We start from the raw sequence: 26,175 nt of genomic DNA on the forward strand, positions 1-26,175 counted from the left end.
TCGATACGATGAACAGCTTTGTGCTGACACTGGTTTACTCGATGCTGGCGCTGGCCATGCTGATGGCCGCCATCCGGCTGGGTAAGGGGCCCTCCCTGCCGGACCGGGTGGTGGCGATCGAGCTGATCAGCTCCATGGTCGTTGGCATCATTGGCGTGCACGCGCTGGATACTGGTGTGCTCAGTTTCCTGGATGTGGCGATCGTGGTGGCGCTGGTGGCCTTTCTGGCGTCCATCGGCTTTGCACGCTTCATTGAGCGGGGAGGACCACGCGAATGATGGACCTGATCATTGCCGTATTCCTGATCAGTGGCGCAGCCTTCATGCTGCTGGCGGCACTGGGTATCCTGCGCCTGCCAGACCTGCCCACGCGCATGCACTCCTCCACCAAGGCCGGCGCCATGGGAGCCATGCTGATCATGGTGGGCGTGGTGATTGGTTTCGCCGAATGGCTGGCGCTCGCGAGGGGGCTGGCGATTGTCCTGTTCATCATGGCAACGACGCCCATTGCCGCCCACGCCATCGGGCGCGCGGGCTATATCATTGGCGTGCCCCTCTGGGACGGCACCATCAAGGATGAGCTGCGCGAGAACTACGATACCCGCACCCATGGCCTGCGCAGTGATGCCGCGGACCAGGACGAGCCACGCCTCTGATCCCCCTGCTGACTTGCCGGCGCTGAGCCGGTAAGGTGGTTTACATGAGACGTTCAACTCCCTGGTCCCTGCCGTCACTGGGCGCTCTGCGGGAAGCCCTGCTGCGTCCGGGGGTGGATGATGAACGGCTGACCGCTGCCCTGGCCCAGGCACGGGAGCAGCAGCCCCCTCCCGTGGTCTGGCTTCTGGGTAAGGCGCAGTCCGGCAAGACCTCTGTCATCCGGGCGCTGACCGGCAGTCCGCGGGCCACCATCGGCAACGGCTTCCAGGCTTGTACCCGCACCGCTTCCTTCTACGATTTCCCGGAGCAGGCGCCTGTGGTGCGCTTTCTGGACACCCGTGGGCTGGGCGAGGTGACCTATGATGCGGGCGAGGACCTGGCCTTCTGCGAATCCCAGTCCCATCTGGTGATGGCGGTGATGAAAATCGCCGATCCGGATCAGGGGGCGGTTCTGGATGCCCTGGAGACCGTGCGCAGGCGCCACCCGGAGTGGCCTGTGGTGCTGGTGCACACGTCCCTCCACGAGCTGTACCCGCCTGGCTCGGACCATGTCATGCCGTGGCCCTTTGAGGCTGAGCCACCGCCGGAGACAGTGCCCTCGGATCTTCGTCGGGCGCTGGCTGAGCGCCGGGAGCTGGCTGAAGCGCTTCCCGGGCACGCCCCGGTGGTGTCGGTGGCTGTGGATCTCACCCTCGAGGAAGATGGCTTCGCCATGGCGGATTACGGTCTGGAAGGCCTGTGGCGGTCGATTGAGGAGACCGCCACTTTTGAGCTTCGGGCAAGGCTGCAGCAGGATCCGGGTCTGCGGGATCTGTTCAGTCGGGCTGCCCACCCGCAGATCACCGGCTACAGTCTGGCGGCTGCCGGCGCCGGTGCCCTGCCGCTGATCGATGCCGCGCTGCTGCCGGCGCTGCAGGTGCGGATGCTGCACGCCCTTGGCCGGATCTATCAGCAGCCCTGGGACATGCGGCGCAGCTCCGAGTTCTTCGGTCTGCTGGGGGTAGGAGTGCTCGCCGGCTATGGGTTGCGCTGGGCCGGGCGCAGCCTGGTCAAGGTGGTGCCGGGCTGGGGCCAGACACTGGGGGCTGCCTGGGGCGCCTCCAGTGCCGCTGCGGTCACCTATGCGCTGGGCAAGGCGGCGGATTTCTATCTGGCCCGCACGGCGGATGGCATGCCGGTCGAGGCGGATGCCATCCGGCGTCTGTACCGCGAAGCGTTCGAGCAGGGCCTTCATCTGGGCCATGACAGGGGTAGCGAATGAGGGCCCTGCTGCGTGAGTTCGGTTACCTGCGGCTGTTGGCCGTACTGATCGCCTTCCTGCCATTTTTTGTGCTGCCCGCCCTGGGCGTGGTCTGGCTATGGCATTCCGGCCAGCTTCTGGTCTGGTTCCTGGTTACGGCGGGCTGTGGCCTCCTCGGGTATGGACTGCACTGGCTCTCGAGGCTGTACAGCCGCAGCCAGCTGCCGCCCGCCACGGGCCCCGAAGCCCACTGGCCTCCGGACTCCCATGAGGCCTGGCAGCACGTTGAGGCTCGCGCCAGCGAGGCTACACCGGAACAGTACCCGCTCAGCGACGCCACCGGACTTTTCCGACTGGGCCGAGATACCGTGGAGGATGTGGCCCGCCATTACCATCCGCACCGCGAACGCCCCCTGTTGGAGCTGACCGTTCCGCACATGCTGCTGATCATTGAGCGGGCCAGCCGCGAGCTGCGGGCGGACATTGTCGATCACGTGCCGCTCAGCCATCGGCTGACCCTGGGCAGCATGGCCCGGCTGCGACGCTGGCGGGATACGGCGGTGCGCCTGGAGGGACTGTATCGGCTGGGGCATGCGGCGGTGGACCCGACCAGTGTGGTGTTCCGCGAACTGCGTCGTGATCTGGGCAACCGGGTACTGGGTTACGGTTCGGAGCAGGTCCAGACCTGGTTGTTGCGTGAATACATCCGCAAGGTGGGCTATTACGCCATCGAGCTCTACAGCGGCCGTTTGCTGCTGGCGTCGGAAACACCCGTGGAATCGGTGACGCGGGCCTCTCAGCTGCAGCAGCAGGAGAGTGAAGGCCGCCCGGAATCGTCGGAACCGCTGAGGATCCTTCTGCTGGGTCGCGCCAATAGTGGCCGCTCCAGCCTGGTCAACGCGCTGGAGGGCGAACCGGTGGCGGCGGTGGACAGCGCTGCTGGAACCACCGGCGCCATTGAGGCCTACAGCTGGGGCAGCAGTGACGGCGATGAGGTGCTGCTGATTGACACCCCGGGCGTGGAAGGCGAGGCCCTTGATACCGCAACCCTGCGCCGCGAGGTACTGGGGGCGGATCTGGTGTTGTGGGTGACGCCGGCACTGCGCGCCGACCGTGAGGGTGAGCGTGCGGTACTGGAGCGCATACGCGACTGGTTCCGTGAGGATCCCTCCCGGCGCCCACCGCCGCTGATCGGCGTGGTGACAGGGGTGGACGCGGTCCGTCCTGCCCGTGAATGGGCGCCGCCCTATACGCTGGCCGAACCGGCGACGCCCAAGGCCCGCAACATTGTCGCCGCCGTGGAGGCGGTGGGTGGCGAGCTTGAGTTCGACGCCCGGCACCGGGTGGGCGTCAGTCTCAGCGGTGACGCGCCGTTCAACGTGACCCCGGGGCTGGTGGGGCTCATGGAGGGCCAGCTGGACGAGGCCCGGCGGATCCGGCTTCTGAGGTGCCTGCGCGAGCGCCGGCGGGACGAGACCTGGCGTTATCTCTGGCGGCAGGTTCGTAATGCCGGGCAGACGGCGCTTGCAAAGGCCCGTGAACGTCACTGAACGGGATCATGCGAATCGAGGCGCTTTCTATGAACCCGCCCCGGGACGTACCATTCACGCCAGTGTTTCGCTGACCTTCCAGGCACCCTGATGGACGCACAGACCCGCGCACCGCGCCGTGAGATCTTCGGCTGGGCGATGTTCGACTTCGCCAACCAGGCCTACACGCTGCTGATCATCACAGTGGTGTTCGGGGACCTGTTCACCCGTGTGATCGTCGGCGACGGCCCTGACTACCGGTTGGGGAACTTCCTCTGGAGCCTGGCGCTGGCAGTCAGCTATGGGCTGGTGGTGGTAGCCAATCCGGTGTGCGGGGCGGTCATGGACTACACCCGCTCACGTAAGCGCTTCCTGTTTGCCAGCTACCTTGTGACCGTGGTGGCGACCGGCCTGCTGTACTTCGTGGAACCGGGCTGGATCACCATCGCCATGGTGCTGATCATTGTCTCCAATTTCGCCTACGCCATCGGCGAGGGCTTCATCTCGAGTTTCCTGCCGGATCTGGGCCCGCGCGAGGCACTGGGCTGGATCTCGGGGCTGGGGTGGAGTCTGGGCTACATCGGCGGGCTGGTGGCGACGGCCTTTACTCTCGCCTTTCTGGGGGAGGTTACGGCGGAAAACTACGACACCATCCGCTGGGTCGGGCCCTTTGCGGCGGTGTTCTTCCTGATCGCGGCGATTCCCACCTTTCTCTGGGTCCGCGAGCGCGGCGACGCCCGTGTGGTCCCGGAGGGCTGGTCGCTGACCCGGCTCGGCATCAACCGCCTTCTGGCCACGGGCCGGATGGTGAACGAGTTCCGGGACCTGCGCTGGCTGCTGGTCTCGATCTTCTTCTCCATGGCCGGGATCTACATCATCGTCAGCTTCTCGTTCATCTACGGCTCCCAGGTGATCGGCTGGGACGAGGCCACGCGCACGCTGATGTTCATCACCGTCCAGATCACCGCCGCCATTGGCGCGCTGCTGTTCGGCTGGCTCCAGGGGCACTGGGGTGCCCGCCGCACCTACCTCATCACGCTCTGGCTCTGGGTGGTCGCCATACTGGCCATCTGGCAGACCCCCAACATGACCCTGCTGCTTGAGCGGCTGGCCGGACTGAGCTTCGAGGCCCAGGAGGTGTTCCTGGTGGCCGGAGTTCTGGCCGGGCTCAGTCTGGGCTCGGCCCAGTCCGCCGGCAGGGCGCTGGTGGGCGTGCTCACGCCCACGGGCAAGGCGGCGGAGTTCTTCGGTTTCTGGGGCACCGCCTCCAAGCTGGCGGCCATTGTCGGTATCCTGGGTCTGGGGCTGATCCAGTGGGCGCTGGGACTGGCGGATGCCATTCTGTTCTGCCTGGTGCTGTTCGTGCTGGCCATGGTGACAGTGCTGCCGGTGAATGAGGGTCGGGGGCAGGATGTGGCCGAAAACTGGCGGGAGTCGGAATCCGGATGAGTGCTGAGGCGAACCGGAAGCCGATAGGAGCTGTTCCGTGGAGGTAGTGGCCCTGGTGGTGCTTGCCGTGGTGCTGGTGGTGGGGGCGTCCATCCTGTGGTCGACCCTTCGCACGGGCATGCCGCCGATGCCCAGTCTGGGCCGGGCACCGAAAGCGATGCTGGAACTGGTCCCTGAGCAGCCAGACGGCGCCATCGTGGACATGGGGTCGGGCTGGGGCACGCTTGCCATCCGCTTTGCACGGCGCTTCCCGCGGACCCGGGTGGTCGGCTACGAGGTGTCGTTCTTTCCCTGGCTGGTGTCCGTATTACTGGCGCGGCTGATGCGGCTGGATAATCTTATGTTTTACAGGCGGGATTTCCGGGAGGCGGACCTGGACGGGGTGGAGGTGTTGCTGTGCTATCTGATGCCAGAGGGCATGCAGGCGGTACAGCAGCGGCTGGAGCGAGATCCGGGGTCGGTGCGCTGGGTGATCAGCCACTGCTTTGCCCTGCGTGGACGTGAGCCCGAGACGGTCAGCGAGCTCCCGGATCTCTACGCCACGCGGGTCTACCGCTATCGTTACCAGTAGCGCCCGCCGGTGGCGATGACCACTACGATCAGGCCGATGACCAGGTTGATGGCCACGAACTTGCGGATCTGGCCGACCCGGCGCTTGCCTTCCTCGATGTCGCCACTGTCCACGGCCTGCTTGAGACGCTTATAGGGAGCGAAAAAGATGTGCAGGAACAGCAGCATCATCAGCAGGCCGAGCCCGTGCATCATGTGGATGTGCCAGTTGACGCTGCCCATGCCGCCGTAGGCGTGGATCAGGCCGTAACCGGTGACCAGCAGGATGCCCACAGCGGCCCAGACCCAGCGGAAGAACAGCGACAGGGCGTGGCACCACAGCAGCGGGCGCTGGGAGGGATCCACCACCCGCACCACGGCCGGGCGCATGGCCATGTAGGCGAAGAACATGCCACCCACCCAGATCACGGCGGCGAGGGCATGCAGAGAGAGAGACAGTCCGGTCATTGCGCGGTCTCCATTGAGTCCTTGTGTGTGTTTTCGGCGGTCTGGGTCTCGCGGGCCCTGAGGGCCTGGACCTGTCTGCGTTCATAGCGTTTGGCGGCACCGGCAATGGCGCCGCTGTTGCCCGTCCGGATCCAGCGCCGCACGCGCCCGGCATCGCCCAGCGGGGTGTGTTTCCCAAAGGAATTCAGGAACACCATGCCCACCGGGCGGTCATCCACCCGGGTCACCATCATCAGGCAGCGCCCGGCGTCGTTCAGGTAACCGGTCTTGGTCAGGCGCACCGGCCAGCCCCGGCGGTGCACCAGAACGTTGGTGTTGCCGTAGCGCAGCTGGTAGCGCGGGCTGCGGAAATGCACCGTATGGTAACGCGTGGTCGACAGCTCGCGCAGGGTCTCATTTTTCCAGGCGGCGCGCATCAGTCGTGTCAGGTCCGCGGCCGTGGACTGGTTCTTCGACGACAGCCCGGCCGGGTCCACGAACCGGCTGTTGTTCATGCCGAGCAGAGTGGCTTTGCGATTCATTGCCTCGATGAAGGCATCGTAGCCGCCGGGGTGATGGCGCGCCAGCTGATGGGCCGCCAGGTTTTCGGAAGACATCAGCGCGATGCGCAACAGATCCCGGCGCGTGGCTTCGGAATTGATGCGGATACGGGAGTAGGCGTTGACCGGGGCCGGGCGGTCCCGCTCCAGGATGGTGAGGTATTCATCCAGTGGCTCGTCGGATTCCAGGACCACCAGCGCGGTCATCACCTTGGTGATCGAGGCGATGGGAACCGGGGTCTGGGCGTGTTTGCCATGGATCTGGGAGCCGGTTTCAAGGTCAACCACGGCTGAGTGAACGGAGGCGAGTTCCAGGTTCCGGGTGTCGAGTCCTTCGGTCAGCGGTGATGCCCCCGCCCCTGCCGGAAGCAGGATGAGCAGGCAGAACAGCCCCGTCAGCCAGTGTCTTACCATCGGATCCCCTCCTCGTGAAAGACGTCATTGTTCCACACTGGGCGCTGGGGTGGAACCGGGTTCACTGTACCGTAACCACCTTGCTGGCGCGGCGGTAACGGATCTTCCAGCCCTTCCAGCTGGGCAGTTCCCAGCGCTTCGGGGGCGTTTTCCGTGGGCCGTGGCGGTAGTCCAGGGTGATGCGCCGGGCGGTGGGATCATAGGTTACATCCATGACCAGATCCCCGAGCGAAATCCGGCGGGGGTAACGCCGGTCGAAGGTTTCGCGTTCCCATTCCGGAATTCCCTCAAAGGCGAGGTCCCCGGGCTCAAGCAGGCTCTCATCCCCGGGCTCCTCCACGCCCAGCGCCTGCAGACGCTGACAGAGCCACTGCTGGGCGGATTCCGGAACCTCGCCTTCCCCATGACCCAGCGCCACGTACAGTGCCCACTGCTGGATATCCGCCTGGACCCTGTCGCCAACAGGGGTGAGCAGCTGGCCCTGGAGGATCAGTTCGGCGAGGGCGTTGCGCAGCTCCGAGCCAGCGGGGGTCGTATCCTCCGAGCTGACCACCCGGTTGGCGTAAAGGCGTTCGCGGCGAACCCGGGGCTCGCCATCCTCGAGGCGCATCTCCCCGAAGCGGACCTCGCCCAGGTCCAGCTCGTCCAGAATGGCCAGTGGCACCGGGGCCAGACAGGTGGCGATGGTGATGGTCTGGCGGTGGCCGCGCTTGCCGGGGGTGCTGTGCTCGTCCAGCACCAGTGCGGCCTCGGCGTCTTCCGGCAGCCTGGAGGCCTCATCCGGGAGAACCTCGCGGGCGTCGTTGCCCATGGCCTGGCGGCGCTTCTCGCGGCGGACAAAAACCAGCTCCGGAGCCGCACGGGCAATGGCCCGGCGCAGGTGGTCCGGGTTGCTGACCGGGTCATCGGGGATGCCCGGAAGGGCCAGGGCGTCCCGGATGCGCCCGGCAAGCTGGCGGGCTTCCTGGCGGGCCTGGTTGTTCACGCTCAGTGGCGCCGGTGGGCGGTTCCGCAACAGAGCGATCAGTGTGGTGGCGTCGCAGGGGTCGGGCAGCCAGTCGCCCAGGGCGCGGCGCTGGTCTTCCCTGTCCGGGAAGCGGAACAGGCGTGGGCGGGTGCTCAGTGCGGCCGTGAGATCCGCCATGGCGCCCTGGGTTTCGGCATCCGGCATGGCCGAGATCAGGTGCGCGAAGAAACTGTCGATGGGGAGCTGGAACAGGCGCTGGCCGTAGTCGGTCGCAACGCCGTCTTGATCCACTGCCCCCATGCGCTGGAGCTGCTCGAGCGCCTTGCTGTGGGCTTTCTGCGGCAGTGGGTCAGGGAAGCTCAGGCAGTGAGCGGGGGCGTTGGCGCAGCCGGCGGCCAGCACCAGCTCGGTCAGCTCCTCGCGCTGGATTTCCGGTGCGGTGGTGGCCTCCAGCGGTGCGCCGCGGCCCCAGAGGCGGATGGCCGTACCTGCTTCGGTGCGTCCAGCCCGGCCACTGCGCTGGTCCGCTGAGGCCTGGCTGATGGCGGCCAGGCTGAGCACAGTGCGGCCGTTGCGCTGGTGGGTGCGCCTCTCCAGGCCGGAGTCCACCACGGCGGTCACGCCGGGGATGGTCAGGGAGGTTTCGGCCACGTTGGTGGCCAGGATCACGCGCTGGCCACCGTCCTCGGCCAGTGCCGCTTTCTGGGACTCGGCGTCCACGGTGGCGTGCAGGGTGAGTACCGGGACGCCGGGATCGCCCAGGGCCTGCTCCGTATCACGGATCTCGCCCCGGCCCGGAAGGAACGCCAGCACTGGCCCGTGGGTCTCACTGAGCGCCCGCTTGATGGCCCGGGCCATCCGTTCCGCCAGATGTCGGCTTTCGGGCATCTGGCGTTCATCCTTTGCCTCATGCTGGAGGGTCACCGGGAACCGCCGCCCTTCCGCCTCGATCAATGGCGCCTGTAGATGGCGGGCTACGGCCTCCGCCGCGAAGGTCGCTGACGTGACAACGAGATGATGCTCGCCCTGGTGTTGAAGCAGAGCAAGCAGCAGGTCGGTGTCCCAGCGCCGTTCGTGGAATTCGTCCAGTACAACGGTCCGGAATCGCCGCAGTCCGCCTTCGCCCAGCCATCGCAGCGCCATGCCGGGGGTGGCGAAAACCAGTGGCGTGTCGCTGTTGCAGCGCACATCAAACCGAACGGCGTAGCCAATGCCCTCACCGAGGGCCGTCCCCTGTTGCCGGGCGAGGAAGCCAGCCAGTGCGGTGCAGGCTACCCGCCGGGGTTCGATCACCAGGGTGGCTCCCTGTTCGCAGGCCCACACGGGCAGGCGAGTGGACTTGCCGGAGCCGGTGTCCGCGGTCACAACGGCGTGGCCCTGCTGCAGGGCCTCCATGAAGCGTGTACGGTGGGAGTCAATGGGTAGTGGATGCATTCGGTTGCAGTCGAGCGCTGTATGCAGGTTCAATGGGCTAGGTAGTAATGCGACTCCCATTCTAACAGTGGCTGGCCTAATGTGGCGGCAAAAGGGGGGCGCCTGGAGTGCACGGAGCTGAACATGAACCCGAAAGGCAGTATGACGGCGCCCCAGAGGCGCTGGTGACGACACTCGACGCGGCCATCAGCCGCCTTGCTGAGGTCAATGCCGTTGAAGGCGTCTCGCCGGTTTTCGAGGTGATTGAGGCCGCACAGCCCCTGATGTTCAGTCCCGGAGGGTTGGAGACGCTCTACGAGCGCGTGTCCGCCATTGAGAGCGCGGGGTTTTTTGGCGGCAGTGATTGGGACTATCCCCAGACGCTGGTGCCCTCACTGGCCGTGCGCACGGTGCGTCACGGCGAACCCACCGCAACGCTGGTGGAGAGTCTGAGCCAGATTCGGCTTCTGGCGGTAGCGAAAGGCGATTACATCCATCCGTCGATTTCGGCGGAACACGCCCACCACTTTCTCGCCCAGGTCCTGGCCATGAATCTGGATCTGGTGGTCAGCGATCTGCAGGAAAGCGACCGGCTGCGGCCCAATGAGCTGGGTTACGCGGTTCAGAATCTCTATCACTACCTGCTCCGGCACCTGGGCTACGAGAATCTTCTGGAACATCTGGTGGCTGAAGTCTGGCGGATTCTGGAACAGCGCCCGGTCCAGGTGGAGGGCGTCAAACAGATGGTGACGCAGATCGCGGTTTGCGTGCAGAAACCGGATGCACTGGGCGGTGAGGTTGGCGACGACGCGCTGCAACTGATCAACGCCGTGTTCAGCCCCACCGAAGCGTGCCGTGAAGATCCCGGTTTCGAGGTCTATTCGGAACGGCTGGCGGACATGGACGACGCCGCCCTGTTGCAGGAGGCCATCGCCTTTGCCCAGGCCATGCACAGCACTGGGCTGGTGTCGGCCTACATGCCGGTGTTCATACGCTACCTGCGGGGCCGCTGGAACGCCCTGATTCCGACAGCTTTGGGCCTGAGTTACACGGGTGCCGACGCGTTTCACTGCTACCCGGCATTGATCCACACCCTGATTGATGAGGCTGTGTTTCCCGAGACCAGCCAGTGTGCCTATGGCCTGGCCATGATGCTTGAGCGGGGTATTCTCTATGCGCCTCCGGTAGCCCCATCTCTTTGGCGCCAGATACGGCTGTCCCTCTGTGACGCGGCCGCCCGGAAGATGGTGGCGGTTTTTGGCAGCGCCCGCTCACCGGCGTGTTTTCTGCTTGCCGACGTGCTCAATGTGCTGGGGCGCCCGCTGGGCGTAGGGCAGGGGAACTATCCCACCTGCCAGTCGACCCGCGCCCTGTCCATGTGGGCGTACAGCATGCCGGAGGAACTGCTTCGGATCCTGGCCTGGGCGGCTCGCGACGACGAGGTGGTGATGCGCTTTGAAGGCAACAGTGTTTCGTCGCGGGAGCTGGGCGCCGGCTTGGCCGCCGAGCCCCCGGTGGATGTGGATGCCGTGTCGCTGCTGACCGTGCCACACCTGGATCGCATCTACTTCGAAATGGGGCGTCGCAGCGCCGGGCGCGGAGAGGACCCGCATAAATGGGTCAACGCCGAATTCCACGGTGATCGTGTGGGTCACGGATTCCGTATCGCGGTGGATGTGTTCACCGGCGGCCTGAAGGACTTTGAAGGGTTTATCCGCGACTTTTACGCGGCTTACCACCCCTTCTACAACGGCAATATTCCGGTCATCAATCCACAACCTGCCGGTATTGCGGTCACCGACAGTGCCACGCGCTTTCTCGGCTGGCACGCGATCACCATCCAGCGGCTTGCGCTGGATACAGATAAGACCATGCGCGTCTATTTTTTCAACCCGAATAACGACAGCGGGCAGAACTGGGGCCAGGCTATTGTGACCTCGACCCAGGGCCACGGCGAGCTCTATGGTGAAGCCTCGCTGCCGGTGGCCGAGTTCGCGTCACGACTGTACGTGTTTCACTACGACCCTCTTGAGAAGGGCGAACCGAACGATATTCCAGCCGATGAAGTCAATCGGGCCATGCAATTGGCCCAAACGAGTTGGGCCCAAGGGCGTTAGCTGACCCCATAAGCCTGCTTGTCGAATGCTGGCGCTGCCAATCCTGGCGTCAGCTTCTTGCGCAAAGCAAAAGGAGAATAATGTATGCCAAGCGAATCACAAGTTCCAACAACAACCCGGGATGTTTCCGGCTGGACTGATCCGACACTGGACTCGGTACGCGGAACGGAAACACCCAAAGACCCGAATAAGGGCTACATCGCACTGCTGGGCTGGAGCGTCAACGCCATTAAAGCCGCCCAGAAGTTTGATCGGCGCTACATCGTGGTCGCCCCCGAGTGGGCCGCTGATTTCTGCGAAGCCAACAAGATTCCATTCATTTCCTGGGATTTTGAGCGTCTGAACGACCGTTCGCTGGAAATTGCCGAGCGGCTGAAAGAAGAAGGGGTTGATGTCGCCATACCCCTGTTTGAGGAAACCGTTGAGTGGTCGGGTGCGATCAACTCAGTGCTCATGGACAACCCGCGCATGTACGGTCAGTCCATCCTGTTCCGGGACAAGGCGCTGATGAAGCGCCGCGCCCAGCTGGGTGGTATACGCGTGGGGATTTTCGAGGAAGCCCACGAAAAGGACGACATCGTCCGCTTTATGAAGCGCGTTAACCAGACGCTGCTCAAGCTTGACGGTGACCCGGATGACCCGATTCACGTCAAAGCCTTCGACAAGGCCGGCTGCCTCGGGCACCGCATGATCCGCACGCTTGAAGAGATCGAGCACATACCGGACGAAGAGTATCCGCTGCTCATGGAAAGCCACCTGGATGGCTGGGAGTTCGCGGTCGAGGCCTGGATCCACGATGGTAAGATCCAGTTCCTCAACATCTCTGAGTACGTGACGCTGGGGTATTCGGTCTTTGTGCCCGCCACCAAGGAGCTGGAAAGCTGGCGCAACGCGATCACCAAGCAGATCGAGAAGCTGATCAAGACCTTCGATATCCAGTTTGGCCTGATCCACCCGGAGTACTTTGTGACCGCCGATGGCGAAATGTACTTTGGTGAGATCGCCTATCGTCCACCCGGGTTCAAGGCGTTCGAACTGATTGAGCGGGCTTACGGGTTCAGCGCCTATCAGGCGTCCATGCTGGTGTTCGATCCCAAGAGCACCAGGGAAGAGGTGGAAAACTTCTTCCCGAAAGAAGTGGAAGGTGCCAGGGGCTACGCCGGGTGCTTTGGTGTTTACCCGCGCCATCGTGTCGTCAGCAGGCTGGAAATGCCCAAAGAGACCACGGAACATCCGTACTTCGAGTCTCACGAACTGGTCGAACCAAAAGAGGAAACGGTACCGGACCGGTCAGCCTTCGGCACACACTGGGGGCTGGTCTTCTTCTTCGGGGACGACCCCATCACGATGCGGGATCTGCTCAAGGCGCAGGAAGACCTGCACTTCTACGTCTAGAACAGCCCCATCTGCTCACCGCCTGGGCGCCGGAACAATCCGGTGTCCAGCGGTTCCTCTTCGTGCACGTTCAACCCCACCGCACGGCACTGACGCTCGAACCGCTGCCGATAGAGTCCTGCCAGAACGCCCGTGCCCGTCATCCGTTGTCCCCACTCACTGCTGTTGGTATTGCCGCCCCTGAGATCGCGGATACGGTTCATAACGTGTGTTGCCCGGTCCGGGTAATGACGCTGCAGCCAGTCCTCGAACAGCGGCGTCACCTCGTAGGGTAGGCGCAGCAGCACCCAGCTGGCGCGCTGTGCGCCGTTTTCCGCCGCTGCGGTGAGCATGGATTCCATTTCGTGGTCATTGATGAACGGGATGATGGGGGCGGTCAGAACCCCGGTGGGGATACCAGCAGCACTGAGTTCACGCAGCACCCGTAACCGCGTGGCCGCTGCTGTGGCCCTGGGCTCCAGCTGGCCCTTGAGTCGGTTGTCGAGGGTCGTCAGCGAGACCCGCACGGAGCACAGCCCCATTGCCGCCATCTCCGACAGCAGGTCTGTGTCCCGCAGGATCAGTCCGCTCTTGGTAATGATGGACACCGGATGACGGTATTCGAGCAGTATCTCCAGCAGTTGGCGGGTGATCCGGTGATTCTTCTCTGCTGGCTGGTAGGCGTCCGTGTTGACGCCCAGAGCAATCGGCGTGGGCTTATAGCGGGGGTGGTCCAGAGCCGCTTTAAGCTTGTCGGGCGCGTTGGTTTTGACCTGGATTCGGGTCTCAAAGTCCAGCCCCGGTGACAGATCCTGGTAGGCGTGGGAAGGCCTGGCAAAGCAGTAAATACACCCGTGTTCGCAGCCCTGGTAAGGGTTTACGGACTGGCTGAAGGGTACATCCGGCGATTCATTCCGGCTGATGATCGAGCGCGCTGCCACCGGTTGGATGGTGGTAGGGGGCGCTCCCTCTGCTTCGGGAGACGATGCCTCATCGGCCCATGGCTCGCTGACGCGGGCCTCGAACCGATGCGGGATATTGGTCTGGCTGGCCCGTCCCTTCATCCTCAAAACTGTATAAATAGACAGTTTTGAGGTCAAGAAAAAGGTGTGGTTGGGACTTCCGAGCGATTTATAAAACCTAATAGTTCTATCGTTATACTCACATAGCATATTAAAAAGTTTCCCCCTATGATTCGCGTACTGGAGACAGCGACAGCCGGCGTCGACTCTCCAGAAACCATCAGTAATCACAGTGCACAGGGGAAACACCATGACACTTCGACTTGGCGATACAGCGCCGGATTTCACGGCAGAGAGTACAAAGGGAACCATCCACTTCCATGATTGGATTGGCGATTCCTGGGCCTTCCTCTTCAGCCACCCTGCGGATTTCACGCCGGTATGTACCACTGAAATGGGGCGGACCGCGCAGCTGGCCGATCAGTTCGAGCGCCGGGGCGTGAAACCCATCGGGCTTTCCACTGATACCGCGGAAGAGCACCTGAAGTGGATCGAGGACGTTAATGACACGCAGAGCACCACGCTTGATTTTCCGATCCTGGCGGATGCGGATTTCAATATCGCGCGGCTCTACGACATGATCCATCCGGGCGAGAGTGAGACGGCCGCGGTGCGCAGTGTTTTTATCATCGATCCGGACAAGCGGATCCGTCTGACCATGACCTACCCGATGACCGTGGGTCGCAATTTCGATGAGATTCTGCGTGCCATCGATGCACTGCAGACCAGCGATAACCGCACCTGCGCGCTTCCCGCTGACTGGAATCAGGGTGATGACGTGATCATCCCGCCGTCGATTCCAAACGAGCGGGCCAGTGAGCTCTTCCCGAACGGGTGGGAGGAGCTGCGGCCCTATCTGCGTATGGCGAAACTCTGAGGGCGGTAGGCCATCCCTGGTGCTGCGATAGCGTCCGGGGATGGTCCCGATAATCACGCCCCATTGCTTTATATGTCATTTGGTATTAACGTTATAACCAAATAGCTAAAAATTCATTAAGCTCACGATTCCTTTGGAGGCCGACATGAAAACGTTCGAGCGTTCCAGCAGCACAGGCGCCGGCAAGCCGGATGTGGCCGGGTTCTACGACCCGCGGACTTTCAGCATTCAGTACGTGGTTTCCGATCCCGCAACCAGCCAGTGCGCCATCATTGATCCGGTGCTCGATTACGACGAGAAATCGGGCGCGACGGGGACCCATCACGCGGATGAGATCCTGGAATACGTGGCGGACCAGGGTCTGACGGTTGAATGGATTCTGGATACCCATCCGCACGCCGACCATTTCTCCGCCGCCCAGTACCTGAAGGGCAAAACCGGCGCGCCAACGGCGATTGGCAGCGAGGTAACCGCCGTGCAGGCGCTGTGGAAAGACATCTACAACTTCCCGGACCTGGCGACTGATGGCAGTCAGTGGGACCGCCTGTTCAGTGAAGGTGACCGTTTCACCGTGGGTGAGATGGAAGCGGAGGTGATGTTCTCGCCAGGCCATACGCTGGCATCCATCACCTATGTGATCGGCGATGCCGCCTTTGTTCACGACACCCTGTTCCAGCCTGACTTTGGTACAGCGCGGGCGGATTTCCCTGGCGGCAGCGCCGAACAGCTCTGGGAGTCCATCCAGGCCATCCTGGCACTGCCGGAAGAGACAAGGGTCTTCACGGGCCATGATTACATGCCTGATGGCCGTGAACCTGAGTGGGAAAGCACGGTGGGCGAGCAGCGTCGCAGCAACAAGCACCTGGTGGATCAGAATCGGGAAGCCTATGTGGCCATGCGCAACGAGCGCGATAGCCAGCTGCCAATGCCGAAGCTGATCCTGCACGCGCTTCAGGTCAATACCCGCGGTGGTCGTCTCCCGGAGCCGGAAGACAATGGTCGGCGCTACATCAAGATTCCCCTGGACACCCTCTCTGGCGCGGCCTGGGGTAATTGAACGGAGGTTGCAGCAATGACGATCCAACAGGTTGAAGATGGTGTCGGACTTTCCGGCGCCATGACTGCTGAAGACCTGGAGAATGCGCAACAGCAGGGGTTTCAGGCGCTGATCTGCAACCGGCGGCCTGCTGAGTCTGCCGATCATGATGAGCAGGCCCTTGCGCAGAAAGCGCAGAGTCTGGGGCTTTCCTGGACCTGCATCCCGGTGGCCACCGGTGAGTACTCGGATGCCGACGTGGCCGCCTTTCACGAGGCACTTGAAACCCTGCCGCGCCCGCTTCTCATCTTCTGTCGCAGTGGGCGGCGTTCCATCCATCTCTGGGCACTTGCCCGAATCCGCCATGACGGCGAGCAGCCCGAGACGGTACTGGAGCGCATGCGGGCTCTGGGGCATGACCCCGAGACCCTGCGTCCACTGCTGGAGCCGGCCGGGGGTAGCCCCGATCCGGAATGACGTGAACCAACTGGAGACATCCCATGAGTGATCACACCGCAACGCCGGCGCCTACAACGACCCACCAGATCGTGATCATCGGTGGCGGGGCAGCGGGAATCTCCGTTGCCGCCAGTCTGCTCAAGCGCCAGCGCAGTCTGGATATCGCCATTGTTGAACCTTCGGAGGTACACAGCTACCAGCCGGGATGGACGATGGTCGGAGGAGGCGTCTTCTCTCCCGAGTCCACTCGTAGGCCGATGGCGAGCGTGATGCCGCGGGATGTCAGCTGGTACCGCACCAGCGCCAGCCGCGTTGAGCCGCAGCATCGTCAGGTGACGCTGGGAGATGGTCGTGTCCTCGGTTGGCGGCGGCTGATTGTCGCGCCCGGGCTGGATCTGGACTGGGATGCGATCGAGGGGCTCAGTGGCACGCTTGGCTGCAATGGGGTCACCTCCAACTACCGCTATGACCTGGCGCCCTACACCTGGTCACTGGTGCAGTCGCTGAAAAAGGGGACGGCCCTGTTCTCACAGCCTCCGATGCCGATCAAGTGCGCCGGTGCACCGCAGAAGGCCATGTACCTGTCCTGCCATTACTGGCAGCGCCAGGGTCGGTTGGGTGACATTGATGTGCACTTCTGCAACGCCGGCGATAAGCTGTTTGGCGTTCAGGATTATGTTCCCGCGCTGGAGCGCTATGTGGAGCGCTACGGCATCCATACCCAGTTCCAGAATCGCCTTGTGGCCGTAGATGGTCCGTCCCGGACCGCGCAATTCGCGGTGGCTGGCGATGATGGAGAGCACATGGTGGAGCGGCGTTTTGACATGCTGCACACCGTGCCGCCCCAGAAAGCGCCCCGATTCATCGCCGAGTCGGGCCTGGGCAATGACGGGGGATGGCTGGATCTTGATTCGGAGACCCTCCAGCATCGCCACTACCCGGCCATCTTCGGTCTGGGAGATGCCAGCGGCACGCCCAACGCCAAGACAGCCGCGGCGGTGCGCAAGCAGGCACCGGTTGTCGCCGAGAACCTTCTGGCTACCTTCAGCGGGGATCCACTGCCGGCAGCCTATCTGGGCTATGGGTCCTGTCCGTTGACGGTCGAGCGCGGGCGCATTGTGCTGGCGGAGTTTGGCTATGGCGGTGAGCTTCAGCCGACTTTTCCGAAATGGATCAATGACGGTACGAAACCCACCCGCCTCGCCTGGTGGCTGAAGGCTGGGCAGCTGCCCTGGATTTACTGGCAGTTGTCACTCAAAGGTCACGAGTGGCTGGCACGTCCGGAACGGCGGGACACGACCCCAACCTCACTGGGAGCTGATAAGGCATGAATCTGGAACGATGGCTGCCGCTGGCGGGCTGGCTGCGCGGCTACGGGCGCGATACCTTCCTGCGTGATGCCATAGCAGCTGTGATCGTCACCCTGATGCTGGTGCCTCAGGCACTGGCATACGCCATGCTGGCGGGGCTGCCACCGGAGGTGGGGTTGTATGCCAGTATGCTGCCGCTGGTGCTTTACGCGCTGCTCGGCACATCCGCGACGCTGGCGGTCGGACCGGTGGCGGTGGCTTCACTGATGACTGCCGCGGCGCTTGGCAGCATCGCCGAGGCTGGGACACCGGAGTATGTGGCTGGCGCCCTGGTGCTCGCGGCTCTTTCCGGCCTGATTCTGGTCGGTATGGGGATTCTGCGGCTTGGGTTTCTTGCCAACTTTCTCAGCCATCCGGTGATTTCGGGATTCGTAACCGCCTCTGGAATCCTTATAGCGGCAAGCCAGCTGCGCCATATTTTTGGTGTCGAGGCCTCCGGACATAACCTGGTTCAACTCGTGCCGGCCCTGTGGCAGGGGATGGACAACATCAGCGGTCTGACTCTGTTGATTGGTGGCGGTGCCTGGCTCTATCTGGTGCTGTGCCGGCGTCACCTGCGAACTGGCCTGCAGAAGCTGGGTCTGCCAGGTCAGGCCCCGGATCTGATGGCCAAAGCTGCTCCGGTCTCGGCGGTAATCGTGACGACGCTCCTTGCCTGGGGGTTCAATCTCAAGGCTCAGGGCGTGGAGCTGGTCGGAAAGGTCCCCAGCGGCCTGCCTTCTCTGGCGATGCCGAGCCTCGATGGTGAGCTCTGGTCCACGCTGCTTCCGGCCGCGGTACTGATCAGCCTGGTCGGGTTCGTCGAGTCGGTATCAGTAGCGCAGACCCTGGCAGCCAAACGGCGTCAGCGGATCGATCCGAATCAGGAGCTGATCGCCCTGGGTGTTGCCAATATCGGTGCTGGGGTCAGCGGTGGTTCACCCGTTTCGGGAGGCTTCTCCCGCTCGGTAGTGAATTTTGACGCTGGGGCTGTCACGCCTCTGGCCGGTGCCCTCACCGCGCTGGGTATTGCGCTGTCCACGCTGCTGCTAACCACACCACTGGCTTTCCTGCCCAAGGCAACGCTGGCGGCGACCATTATCGTCGCGGTAGGTACCCTGATCGATCTGCCCGCCATCCGCCGCACATGGGCCTATTCCCGAGTGGATGGCGTAGCGATGGTGGCGACGCTGGCGCTGACACTGTTCCACGGTGTCGAGAGCGGCATTCTGACCGGTGTGGCGCTCTCGCTGGGGCTGCATCTGTACCGCACGAGCCAACCCCATAGTGCCGTGGTGGGGCGCGTTCCTGGAACCGAGCATTTTCGCAACGTTGAGCGCCATAATGTGGAGACGGACCGCCATCTGGCGCTGCTGCGGGTCGATGAGAGCCTGTATTTCGCCAATGCCCGCTACCTTGAAGACACAGTTCTGGAACTGGTTGCCCGGCGCCCGGAACTGCGTGATCTGGTGTTGACCTGCCAGGCAGTCAACATCATTGACGCCTCCGCGCTGGAGAGCCTGGAGGCGATCAACAGCCGGCTCAGCGATGCCGGCGTGCGCCTGCATCTGGCGGAAGTCAAGGGGCCGGTCATGGACAGGCTCAAGAACTCCGATCTCCCCCATGAGCTCAGCGGACGCATTTTCCTGAGCACCTATGAGGCCTGGCAGGCCCTTGGGGGTGATGGCGGAGCTGGAAAGTCTGTTTGACCTTTGTTTCCTGGCTGCACGATCGCCAAAATTGAAATCGATAACCACTGTGATCCCGTCCTTGCGGAGGCTTTATGGATCTCGATCCCGTTCTTCTGTCACGCATACAGTTTGCTTTCGTGGTGTCATTCCACGCCATATTCCCGGTGTTCACGATCGGGTTGGCTTCGTTCATCGCATTTCTTGAGACATGTGCCTACGCATCGGGCAATCCGCTGTACACGCGCCTGTCAAAGTTCTGGATCAAGGTCTTCGCCGTGGTCTTCGGTATGGGGGTGGTCTCGGGGATTGTCATGTCGTTCCAGTTCGGGACGAACTGGAGCAACTTCTCCCAGGCTACGGCCAACTTTCTCGGACCCGTTCTGAGTTATGAGGTGGTGACGGCATTTTTCCTTGAGGCTGCGTTCCTCGGGATCCTTCTTTTCGGGCGTGACCGGGTGCCGGCCGGTATCTATCTGTTTGCCTCGTTCATGGTGGCCATCGGCACCTTCATCTCATCATTCTGGATTCTTTCCGCGAACAGTTGGATGCATACCCCGGCGGGAACCGTGATGGAAAACGGCATGCACCAGGTCGTTTCCTGGAGTGAGGCAATATTCAATCCGTCATTCTGGTACCGGTTTACCCATATGGGGCTGGCGTCATTCCTGACGGGCGGGTTTGTGGTGGCGTCCCTCAGTGCCTGGTTCCTCCTGAAAGGGCGCGAGGTTGAAGCCAACCGGCGTGCATTGTCCATGTGTCTCTGGCTTCTTCTGGTGATCGCGCCCGCTCAGCTGTGGGTCGGGGACCTTCATGGTCTCAACACCCTCAAGCACCAGCCCACTAAGGTGGCGGCGATGGAAGGCAACTGGGAGACCTCGTCCAACGTCCCGCTGCTTCTGTTCGCCTGGCCGGACCAGCAGGCACAGACCAATCACTGGGAGGTCGGAATCCCCGGCCTCGCGAGCCTGATCCTGAAGCACGACACTGACGGCGTTGTCCCCGGTGTTTCTGCGGTGCCTAGAGAGGAGCAGCCGCCGGTCGCGATCGTCTTCTGGTCGTTCCGTGTCATGGTTGGTCTTGGCATGCTGATGATCGCGTTCGCAATCGCTGGTCTCCTGTTGCGTCCCGGAGGCCGCTACTGGCGCAGTCGCTGGTTCCTCAAAGGGCTTGTTCCGATGGGCGTAGCACCCTTTGTGGCTGTGCTCGCGGGCTGGTTTGTCACCGAAATCGGCCGCGCACCCTGGTTGGTTTATGGTCAGATGACACAGGCAGAGGGGGTAACGCCCTCCCTGACCGGTGGCATGGCACTGTTCACGCTTATCGGTTACATCGTTGTCTACGCCCTGGTCTTCACCTCCGGGCTCTACTACCTCGGACGGCTGTTTGAAAGCGGTGTCGAGGATGCCGGTCACGACAGCGATCTTGATCAAGAAGAAGTGGAACGGGCGAAACGACCGTTTTCCGCTGCCCATGTGCCGCTTGAACACGAAGGAGGGCGCGCCTGATGGAACCGTTTGACCTGACACTGATCTGGGCCGGAATCATCGCGTTTGGCGTGATCATGTATGTCCTGATGGATGGCTTTGACCTTGGGGTTGGCATCCTGTTTCCGCTGGCACCGGATGAAGAGTCCCGTGACCTGATGATGAACTCGGTTGCGCCGGTATGGGACGGCAACGAAACCTGGCTGGTGCTGGGAGGGGCCGGTCTTCTGGCGGCGTTCCCGATGGTCTACTCGATCATGCTGCCGGCGCTTTACCTGGGCGTTTTCCTGATGCTGTCAGGGCTTATTTTCCGGGGCATTGCCTTTGAGTTCCGGTTCAAGGCCAACCGCTCGCGTTATCTGTGGAATATTGCCTTCGCGGGGGGCTCAACTCTGGCGGCCTTTGCCCAGGGCATGGTGGTTGGCAAGTACATTGAAGGGATCAATACGGCCAACGGTGTCTACGTCGGTGGGCCTCTGGACTTCGTTACACCCTTTACCTTGCTGACAGGTCTGGGCCTGGTAGCCGGATACGCGCTGCTCGGCAGCACCTGGACCATTATGAAGACCGAAGGCACGACGCAGGCCTGGGCCCGGCGTATGGCCCGGCCTCTGCTTATGATCGTGCTGGCCGTGTTTGGCGTTATCAGCCTCTGGACTCCGTTCGTGGATGAAGCTGTCTATGAACGCTGGTTCTCAAACCTGCACCTGATCTGGGTGCTTCCGGCGCTGGCACTGTTCTTCGCCTGGCGGATCTGGCACGGGGTTACGCACAAGCGCGAGGGCTCGCCGTTTGTCGCGACCATGGGATTATTCGTCTTCACCTATCTCGGGCTTCTGGTCAGCAAGTGGCCTTATGTTGTCCCCCCTGAAATCACGCTCTATGACGCGGCATCAGCCTGGGAGTCACAGCTGTTCCTGCTTCTGGGACTGCTGTTCGTGATTCCGATTGTGCTCACCTACACCGCATGGACGTACTGGGTTTTCCGGGGCAAGGTGAGGGCCGGTGACGGCTACCACTGATCCACGCGCCGGCGCGCGATGGCTGAGCCAATGGGCGCGGGATGCCAGAGGGTATCTTGCGCTGGGGGTCATCGCGGGCGTTGTACAGGCGCTGGCCATGGTGGTTCAGCTCCGTTTGATGGCCTGGTTCGTGGATCGTCTTATCGTCCACGACCAGCCGGTAACCCTTGTCGCCACTGGTGCCGCACTGGCGCTGGCAGTGGTCGTGCGCAGCATTGGGCAGTGGGGTCAGGAGATGGCCGGTCTGCAGGCCAGTCACCGGGTGCGGCGTCAGGTGCGCCGGGCACTTCTGAATGCCTGGGCCAGTGCGGGGCCAGTTGGCCTCAGTAGCTGCGATTCCGGCAGGCTGTCCAGTGAGTGGACTGAGCAGGTTGACTCGCTCGATGGCTACTACGCCCGCTTCCTTCCCCAGATGATCCTGGCGGTTATCGTTCCCTTCATTATTCTCAGCGTGGTCGCGGTTCAGGACTGGTTGGCGGCGCTGTTCCTGCTGGCGGCAGCGCCGCTGATCCCACTGTTCATGGCCTTGATCGGGATGGGTGCGGAGCGTGTGAACCAGCGCCACTACGAATCCCTTGCGCGTCTCTCCGGTCACTTCCTGGATCGTATCCGTGGAATGACGACCCTGCAGCTTTTCGGTCGCAGCGCGGATGCGGTGGAGGATGTTGCGGCTGCGACTGATCATTACCGGCGATTGAACATGGCGACCTTACGGGTCGCTTTCCTTTCCTCCGCGGTCCTGGAGTTTTTTGCGTCCGTGGCAATTGCCGCGGTTGCGATCTATGTCGGCTTCGCGCTGCTGGGGATGATTTCTTTCGGACCGGCAGACGAAATGAGCCTGTTCAGCGGGCTCTTTGTGCTTCTCCTGGCTCCAGAGTTCTTTCAGCCGCTCAGGCTGCTGTCACAGTACTACCACGACAGGGCCGCCGCATTGGGGGCAGCGGCTCACCTGAGTGCGAGATTGGTTGCCAGCGACAGTCTGGTCCCGCAGGCGGCGCAAGCACAACGCCAGGAGCCTGACAGCTCAGGCATCCGGGTGTCTGGACTGGGCGTGCGCTATCCGAATGGGCGTGAGGTGCTGAGTGATCTGGATTTCGAGCTTCCATCCGGGCAGACGCTTATTGTGACGGGGCCCTCAGGCTGCGGGAAGTCCACGTTGCTGGCGGTTCTGGCGGGATTCATGGCGCCCTCACAGGGAGAGGCCAGAATCCGCGGGCAATCGCCGGGATCGATGCCGGTGGGCTGGATGGGGCAGAGGCCCTGGCTGGTGCCCGGGAGCTGGCGTCAGAACCTGAGGCTGACCGCGCCAGAGGCGAGCGAAGGGGCGATGCAGGAGGCGATCGACCGGGTAGGGCTCAGGTCTGTCCTGGATGGGCTTCCTGAGGGGCTTTCAACCCGGATCGGCGAGGGGGGCCTGGGCCTTTCAGGCGGTCAGGCGCGGCGTCTGGCTCTGGCTCGTCTTTTCCTCACCTCGTCCACAGTGATGCTGCTGGATGAGCCGACAGCTGGGCTCGATGAAGCAACCGAGGCTGAGGTGATTGAAGGGGTGAGAGGGATCATAGGGGGGCAGCGCCTTTGTGTGATTGCCTCCCATCAGCCGGCGCTGCGCGCGCTGGGAGACCAGCATCTGGCATTGGGGAGCACTCATCATGCGTGAACTCCGACCCTGGCTGGGCCTGCTCCAGCGTCATCGCCGGCAGTTGGCAGTGGGTCTTGTGTTGATGGCCGCAACGTTGATGGCGGGTCTGGGACTTCTCGCTCTCTCTGGCTGGTTCATTACCGCCACCGCCATTACCGCACTGGCCTGGGCCGCCGGGCTCAATGCCAGCCTGAACCTCTATGCGCCGGGAGGGGGAATCCGGTTCTTTGCGCTGGCGCGCACGGCGAGCCGCTATTTTGAGCGTCTGGTCAATCACGATGTGGTACTCCGGCTGCTGGCGGATATCCGGGTGGAGCTTTTCCGCAAACTGCTCAGGGCCGAGGCATACAGCGCTAAGCGTTTGGGATCGGCGGCCTTTCTGAACAGGCTGGTCAGCGACGTGGACACGCTCGACAATCTCTACCTGCGTCAGATCGCGCCGCCATTGGTAGCGCTTGCAGGAAGCCTGGGGGCAGCCGGGCTGATTGCTGTGTTTGCCCCGGCGCTGTCACTGGTGGTGCTGGCTGTGCTCGTGCCCTGGCTTGGCGTGGTGACGCTGGGCATGGCCTGGTGGACGCGGCGGCATGGTGCAGCGGAAATGGAAGCCGCGGAGCGGCTGCGCAGTCACGCCCTGACCGAACTTGAAGGGATGGCAGAGTTGTCCGCAGCGGGACTGCTGTCACGCGACCAGAATGATCTGCTGGGTGAGGACAACGCCCAGCGATACCGTCAGATGCAGCAGGAGACCTCGGCCATCAGTGGGCAGGCGCTGAATACGCTGGTGATCCACCTGCTGGTGGCGGCCCTGCTGCTGTTCGCGTCCCAGGCCTGGCAGGCGGGCCAGATCTCGGGGGCCGTGATGGTCCTTATTCCTCTGGTTATCATGGCATTGTCTGAAGGGTTCCTGCCGCTGCCCAGGGCGTTCATGCGCTGGGGAGCGACGGAAGCGGCTGCCGAACGCCTCAACACTCAGGACGGTTCCCAGCCAGACTCATCAGGCCAACCGTCGGAGGTTGGTTTGCCTGAAAATCCCACGCTGACCTGGTCCCATATCCGTGTTGCCCGCGGTGCGCCGGTCGTTTTCGAGGATTTCAGTCTCTCGGTCTCACCGGGAGAGCGGCTGGTTATAACGGGAGCGTCAGGCAGTGGTAAGTCCACTTTGGCTTCATTGGCGGCCCGCCTGACATCACCAGACGATGGGCAGGTGATGGTCAATGGTAATGACGGCGCCCTGTTTTCGCTCAGCGAGTGGCGTGAGCGCATCAGCTTGCTGACCCAGGATGCTCATCTTTTCAATGAATCGGTAGCCGCCAACCTCCGGGTGGGAGATGCCGATGCGAGTGAAAGCCGGCTTTGGCGGGTTCTTGAAGCGGTAGACCTGGCGCCGCTGGTGGCGTCACTTGATCGTGGTCTTGAGACGCCTGTTGGTGAAGGGGGAGGGCAGCTCTCCGGCGGTGAGGGGCGACGTCTTGCGCTGGCGCGCGTGCTGCTGCGCTCGGCGCCGATCGTCATTCTTGATGAGCCTTTCACGGGGCTTGATGAGGCGACAGCGAAGCGGGTCTGGAAAGGCATTCAGCCCTGGCTCAGCGGTTGCAGCGTTGTGCTTATGCTGCACGACTCAATGCCCTTTATTGAGGCGGATAGGGTCATTTCTCTGACGGCAGGAAGGGCTATGTAACGGAAAGAGCTATTTAAAGGCCATATCGGCGGCCCCCTCAGGGACCGCCATAATGCGAACAGGAATGATCAGACCTTGGTCATGCGCAGATACGGGCGCAGCTCGCGCCAGCCTTCAGGAAACATTTCCTTCGCCTGCTCATCGGTGATAGAGGGCGGAATGATGCACTCATCACCTTTCCGCCAGTCTGCTGGCAACGCACAGCTTTTTGCGTCACTTGTCTGCAGGGCATCAATGGCACGAAGTATCTCATCGAAATTCCGCCCTACAGTCATTGGGTAGGTCATCGTCAGGCGGATTTTCTTGTTCGGATCGATGATGAAAACGCTTCTTACAGCCGCCGTTTCGCTTTCACCGGGATGTATCATGTCGTACAGCTGGGCGATTGAGCAGTCGGCGTCCGCCAGGATGGGGAAGTCCAGGCTACAGGACTGGGTGTCGTCGACATCCTCAATCCATTTGAGATGCTCTTCCGCGGTGTCCGTGGAAAGCCCCAGTGGTTTCACATTGCGTTCGGCAAACTGCTCCGCGAGCTGAGCGGTTCGGCCCATTTCCGTGGTGCATACCGGCGTGAAGTCAGCTGGATGACTGAAGAAAAATACCCAGGAATCGCCGATCCAGTCATGGAAGTTGATTGTGCCTTTAGTGCTTTCGGCGGAAAAGTTCGGCGCTGTGTCGCCAAGTCGAAGTGCCATAGGTCGGTTTCTCCCTTGATCTCTTGGTTACTATCAGTGTGACTGGCCAATGGTTATGAGTCAGAAGCGATTGACGGGGACCTTGAGGTACACCTGACCATTGTCCTCAGCGGGCGGCATCTCGCCGGCTCTCATGTTGACCTGGACTGAGGGCAGGATCAGGCGCGGCATGTTCAGTGTCGCGTCACGCTCGGTTCTCATTTTCACGAACTCATCCTCTTTGATGCCTTCGCGGACATGGATGTTGCGTTCACGCTGTTCGGCAACGGTTGTCTCGTGGACAAATTCATCACGACCCGGAGCCTTATAGTCATGGCAGAGGAAGATGCGTGTTTCTGGTGGCAGAGCCAACACCTTCTGGACTGAGTGGTACATGGTATGCGCGTCTCCCCCCGGGAAATCACAGCGCGCGGTACCGGCGTCAGGGGCAAAGAGGGTGTCGCCAACAAAGGCGGCATCGCCGATGACATACGTCAGGCACGCGGGGGTATGGCCCGGGGGGTGCAGA

At 62.6% G+C, this 26,175-nt stretch carries 23 protein-coding genes; 17 read left to right on the top strand and 6 right to left on the bottom strand.

The annotated features are described in order from the left end of the window. The first annotated feature begins 8 nt into the window (after positions 1 to 8). The 6 genes from QZ501_RS06145 (at position 9) to QZ501_RS06170 (ending at position 5,445) form a co-directional block, all read left to right on the top strand. Positions 9 to 278 (top strand): monovalent cation/H+ antiporter complex subunit F, encoded by a 270-nt coding sequence (locus QZ501_RS06145; protein WP_095618394.1) that lies wholly within the window; start codon positions 9 to 11, stop codon positions 276 to 278. After that, a complete protein-coding gene (mnhG, locus tag QZ501_RS06150; RefSeq protein WP_095618393.1) occupies positions 275 to 655 on the top strand; it encodes a monovalent cation/H(+) antiporter subunit G in 381 nt (126 codons plus the stop codon). Before QZ501_RS06145 ends, mnhG begins: the two co-directional genes overlap by 4 nt. 44 nt (positions 656 to 699) lie before the next feature. Further along, complete coding sequence (locus QZ501_RS06155; RefSeq protein ID WP_295718052.1) at positions 700 to 1,917, top strand: GTPase; 1,218 nt, start codon at positions 700 to 702, stop codon at positions 1,915 to 1,917. Further along, positions 1,914 to 3,446: a GTPase domain-containing protein gene (locus QZ501_RS06160; protein WP_295718054.1), complete on the top strand. Its 1,533-nt coding sequence runs from the start codon at positions 1,914 to 1,916 to the stop codon at positions 3,444 to 3,446. The genes QZ501_RS06155 and QZ501_RS06160 overlap by 4 nt, the downstream gene beginning before the upstream one ends. 90 nt (positions 3,447 to 3,536) lie before the next feature. Then, positions 3,537 to 4,874, top strand: a complete 1,338-nt coding sequence (locus tag QZ501_RS06165; RefSeq protein WP_295718056.1) for an MFS transporter — start codon at positions 3,537 to 3,539, stop codon at positions 4,872 to 4,874. Positions 4,875 to 4,911: 37 nt separating this feature from the next. Continuing rightward, positions 4,912 to 5,445 (top strand): methyltransferase, encoded by a 534-nt coding sequence (locus tag QZ501_RS06170; RefSeq protein ID WP_295718058.1) that lies wholly within the window; start codon positions 4,912 to 4,914, stop codon positions 5,443 to 5,445. Here QZ501_RS06170 and QZ501_RS06175 read toward each other — a convergent pair. From QZ501_RS06175 to QZ501_RS06185, 3 genes are all read right to left on the bottom strand, one after another. Beyond that, positions 5,436 to 5,891 (bottom strand): CopD family protein, encoded by a 456-nt coding sequence (locus QZ501_RS06175; protein WP_160897826.1) that lies wholly within the window; start codon positions 5,889 to 5,891, stop codon positions 5,436 to 5,438. The two genes, QZ501_RS06170 and QZ501_RS06175, sit on opposite strands and share 10 nt — an antisense overlap. Then, complete coding sequence (gene pbpG / locus QZ501_RS06180; protein ID WP_295718062.1) at positions 5,888 to 6,844, bottom strand: D-alanyl-D-alanine endopeptidase; 957 nt, start codon at positions 6,842 to 6,844, stop codon at positions 5,888 to 5,890. The genes QZ501_RS06175 and pbpG overlap by 4 nt, the downstream gene beginning before the upstream one ends. A 61-nt stretch (positions 6,845 to 6,905) precedes the next feature. Beyond that, a complete protein-coding gene (locus QZ501_RS06185; protein WP_295718064.1) occupies positions 6,906 to 9,245 on the bottom strand; it encodes a helicase-related protein in 2,340 nt (779 codons plus the stop codon). 164 nt (positions 9,246 to 9,409) lie between these two features. On the opposite strand from QZ501_RS06185, the gene QZ501_RS06190 reads away from it, so the two are divergent. Both QZ501_RS06190 and QZ501_RS06195 read left to right on the top strand, forming a co-directional pair. Beyond that, the gene (locus QZ501_RS06190; RefSeq protein ID WP_295718065.1) at positions 9,410 to 11,341 is read left to right on the top strand and encodes a hypothetical protein; all 1,932 of its coding nucleotides are present in this window, start codon (positions 9,410 to 9,412) and stop codon (positions 11,339 to 11,341) included. Between the two features lie 84 nt (positions 11,342 to 11,425). Further along, positions 11,426 to 12,736 carry a carboxylate--amine ligase gene (locus QZ501_RS06195; RefSeq protein ID WP_151440987.1) on the top strand — a complete coding sequence of 437 codons (1,311 nt, stop codon included), beginning with the start codon at positions 11,426 to 11,428 and terminating at the stop codon, positions 12,734 to 12,736. Here the strand turns inward: QZ501_RS06195 and QZ501_RS06200 are convergent. Beyond that, positions 12,733 to 13,779, bottom strand: a complete 1,047-nt coding sequence (locus tag QZ501_RS06200) for a PA0069 family radical SAM protein (protein ID WP_295718068.1) — start codon at positions 13,777 to 13,779, stop codon at positions 12,733 to 12,735. The genes QZ501_RS06195 and QZ501_RS06200 overlap by 4 nt on opposite strands. Positions 13,780 to 13,987: 208 nt before the next feature. On the opposite strand from QZ501_RS06200, the gene QZ501_RS06205 reads away from it, so the two are divergent. The 9 genes from QZ501_RS06205 (at position 13,988) to cydC (ending at position 24,972) form a co-directional block, all read left to right on the top strand. Further along, positions 13,988 to 14,614: a peroxiredoxin gene (locus QZ501_RS06205; protein WP_160897831.1), complete on the top strand. Its 627-nt coding sequence runs from the start codon at positions 13,988 to 13,990 to the stop codon at positions 14,612 to 14,614. A 145-nt stretch (positions 14,615 to 14,759) separates the two neighbouring features. Beyond that, positions 14,760 to 15,671 carry an MBL fold metallo-hydrolase gene (locus QZ501_RS06210; protein WP_151440990.1) on the top strand — a complete coding sequence of 304 codons (912 nt, stop codon included), beginning with the start codon at positions 14,760 to 14,762 and terminating at the stop codon, positions 15,669 to 15,671. 15 nt (positions 15,672 to 15,686) lie between these two features. Next, positions 15,687 to 16,127 (top strand): TIGR01244 family sulfur transferase, encoded by a 441-nt coding sequence (locus tag QZ501_RS06215; protein WP_151440991.1) that lies wholly within the window; start codon positions 15,687 to 15,689, stop codon positions 16,125 to 16,127. A gap of 23 nt (positions 16,128 to 16,150) precedes the next feature. Continuing rightward, the gene (locus QZ501_RS06220; RefSeq protein ID WP_151440992.1) at positions 16,151 to 17,440 is read left to right on the top strand and encodes an FAD/NAD(P)-binding oxidoreductase; all 1,290 of its coding nucleotides are present in this window, start codon (positions 16,151 to 16,153) and stop codon (positions 17,438 to 17,440) included. After that, positions 17,437 to 19,167, top strand: a complete 1,731-nt coding sequence (gene sulP, locus QZ501_RS06225) for a sulfate permease (RefSeq protein ID WP_160897832.1) — start codon at positions 17,437 to 17,439, stop codon at positions 19,165 to 19,167. The genes QZ501_RS06220 and sulP overlap by 4 nt, the downstream gene beginning before the upstream one ends. 74 nt (positions 19,168 to 19,241) lie before the next feature. Beyond that, positions 19,242 to 20,654 carry a cytochrome ubiquinol oxidase subunit I gene (locus tag QZ501_RS06230; RefSeq protein ID WP_151440994.1) on the top strand — a complete coding sequence of 471 codons (1,413 nt, stop codon included), beginning with the start codon at positions 19,242 to 19,244 and terminating at the stop codon, positions 20,652 to 20,654. Next, the gene (cydB, locus tag QZ501_RS06235) at positions 20,654 to 21,655 is read left to right on the top strand and encodes a cytochrome d ubiquinol oxidase subunit II (protein WP_160897833.1); all 1,002 of its coding nucleotides are present in this window, start codon (positions 20,654 to 20,656) and stop codon (positions 21,653 to 21,655) included. The genes QZ501_RS06230 and cydB overlap by 1 nt, the downstream gene beginning before the upstream one ends. Beyond that, complete coding sequence (gene cydD, locus QZ501_RS06240) at positions 21,639 to 23,312, top strand: thiol reductant ABC exporter subunit CydD (protein WP_295718073.1); 1,674 nt, start codon at positions 21,639 to 21,641, stop codon at positions 23,310 to 23,312. Before cydB ends, cydD begins: the two co-directional genes overlap by 17 nt. Next, complete coding sequence (cydC, locus tag QZ501_RS06245) at positions 23,305 to 24,972, top strand: thiol reductant ABC exporter subunit CydC (RefSeq protein WP_295718075.1); 1,668 nt, start codon at positions 23,305 to 23,307, stop codon at positions 24,970 to 24,972. Before cydD ends, cydC begins: the two co-directional genes overlap by 8 nt. 68 nt (positions 24,973 to 25,040) lie before the next feature. On the opposite strand, the gene QZ501_RS06250 is transcribed toward cydC, so the two are convergent. Both QZ501_RS06250 and QZ501_RS06255 read right to left on the bottom strand, forming a co-directional pair. Then, positions 25,041 to 25,667, bottom strand: a complete 627-nt coding sequence (locus QZ501_RS06250; RefSeq protein ID WP_160897836.1) for a peroxiredoxin — start codon at positions 25,665 to 25,667, stop codon at positions 25,041 to 25,043. A 60-nt stretch (positions 25,668 to 25,727) separates the two neighbouring features. Next, on the bottom strand, positions 25,728 to 26,175 hold a 448-nt coding region (locus QZ501_RS06255), incomplete at its 5' end, for an MBL fold metallo-hydrolase (RefSeq protein ID WP_295718078.1).

It is taken from the genome of uncultured Halovibrio sp. (assembly GCF_913056445.1).
Classification (GTDB): Bacteria; Pseudomonadota; Gammaproteobacteria; order Pseudomonadales; family Oleiphilaceae; genus Halospina; species Halospina utahensis_B.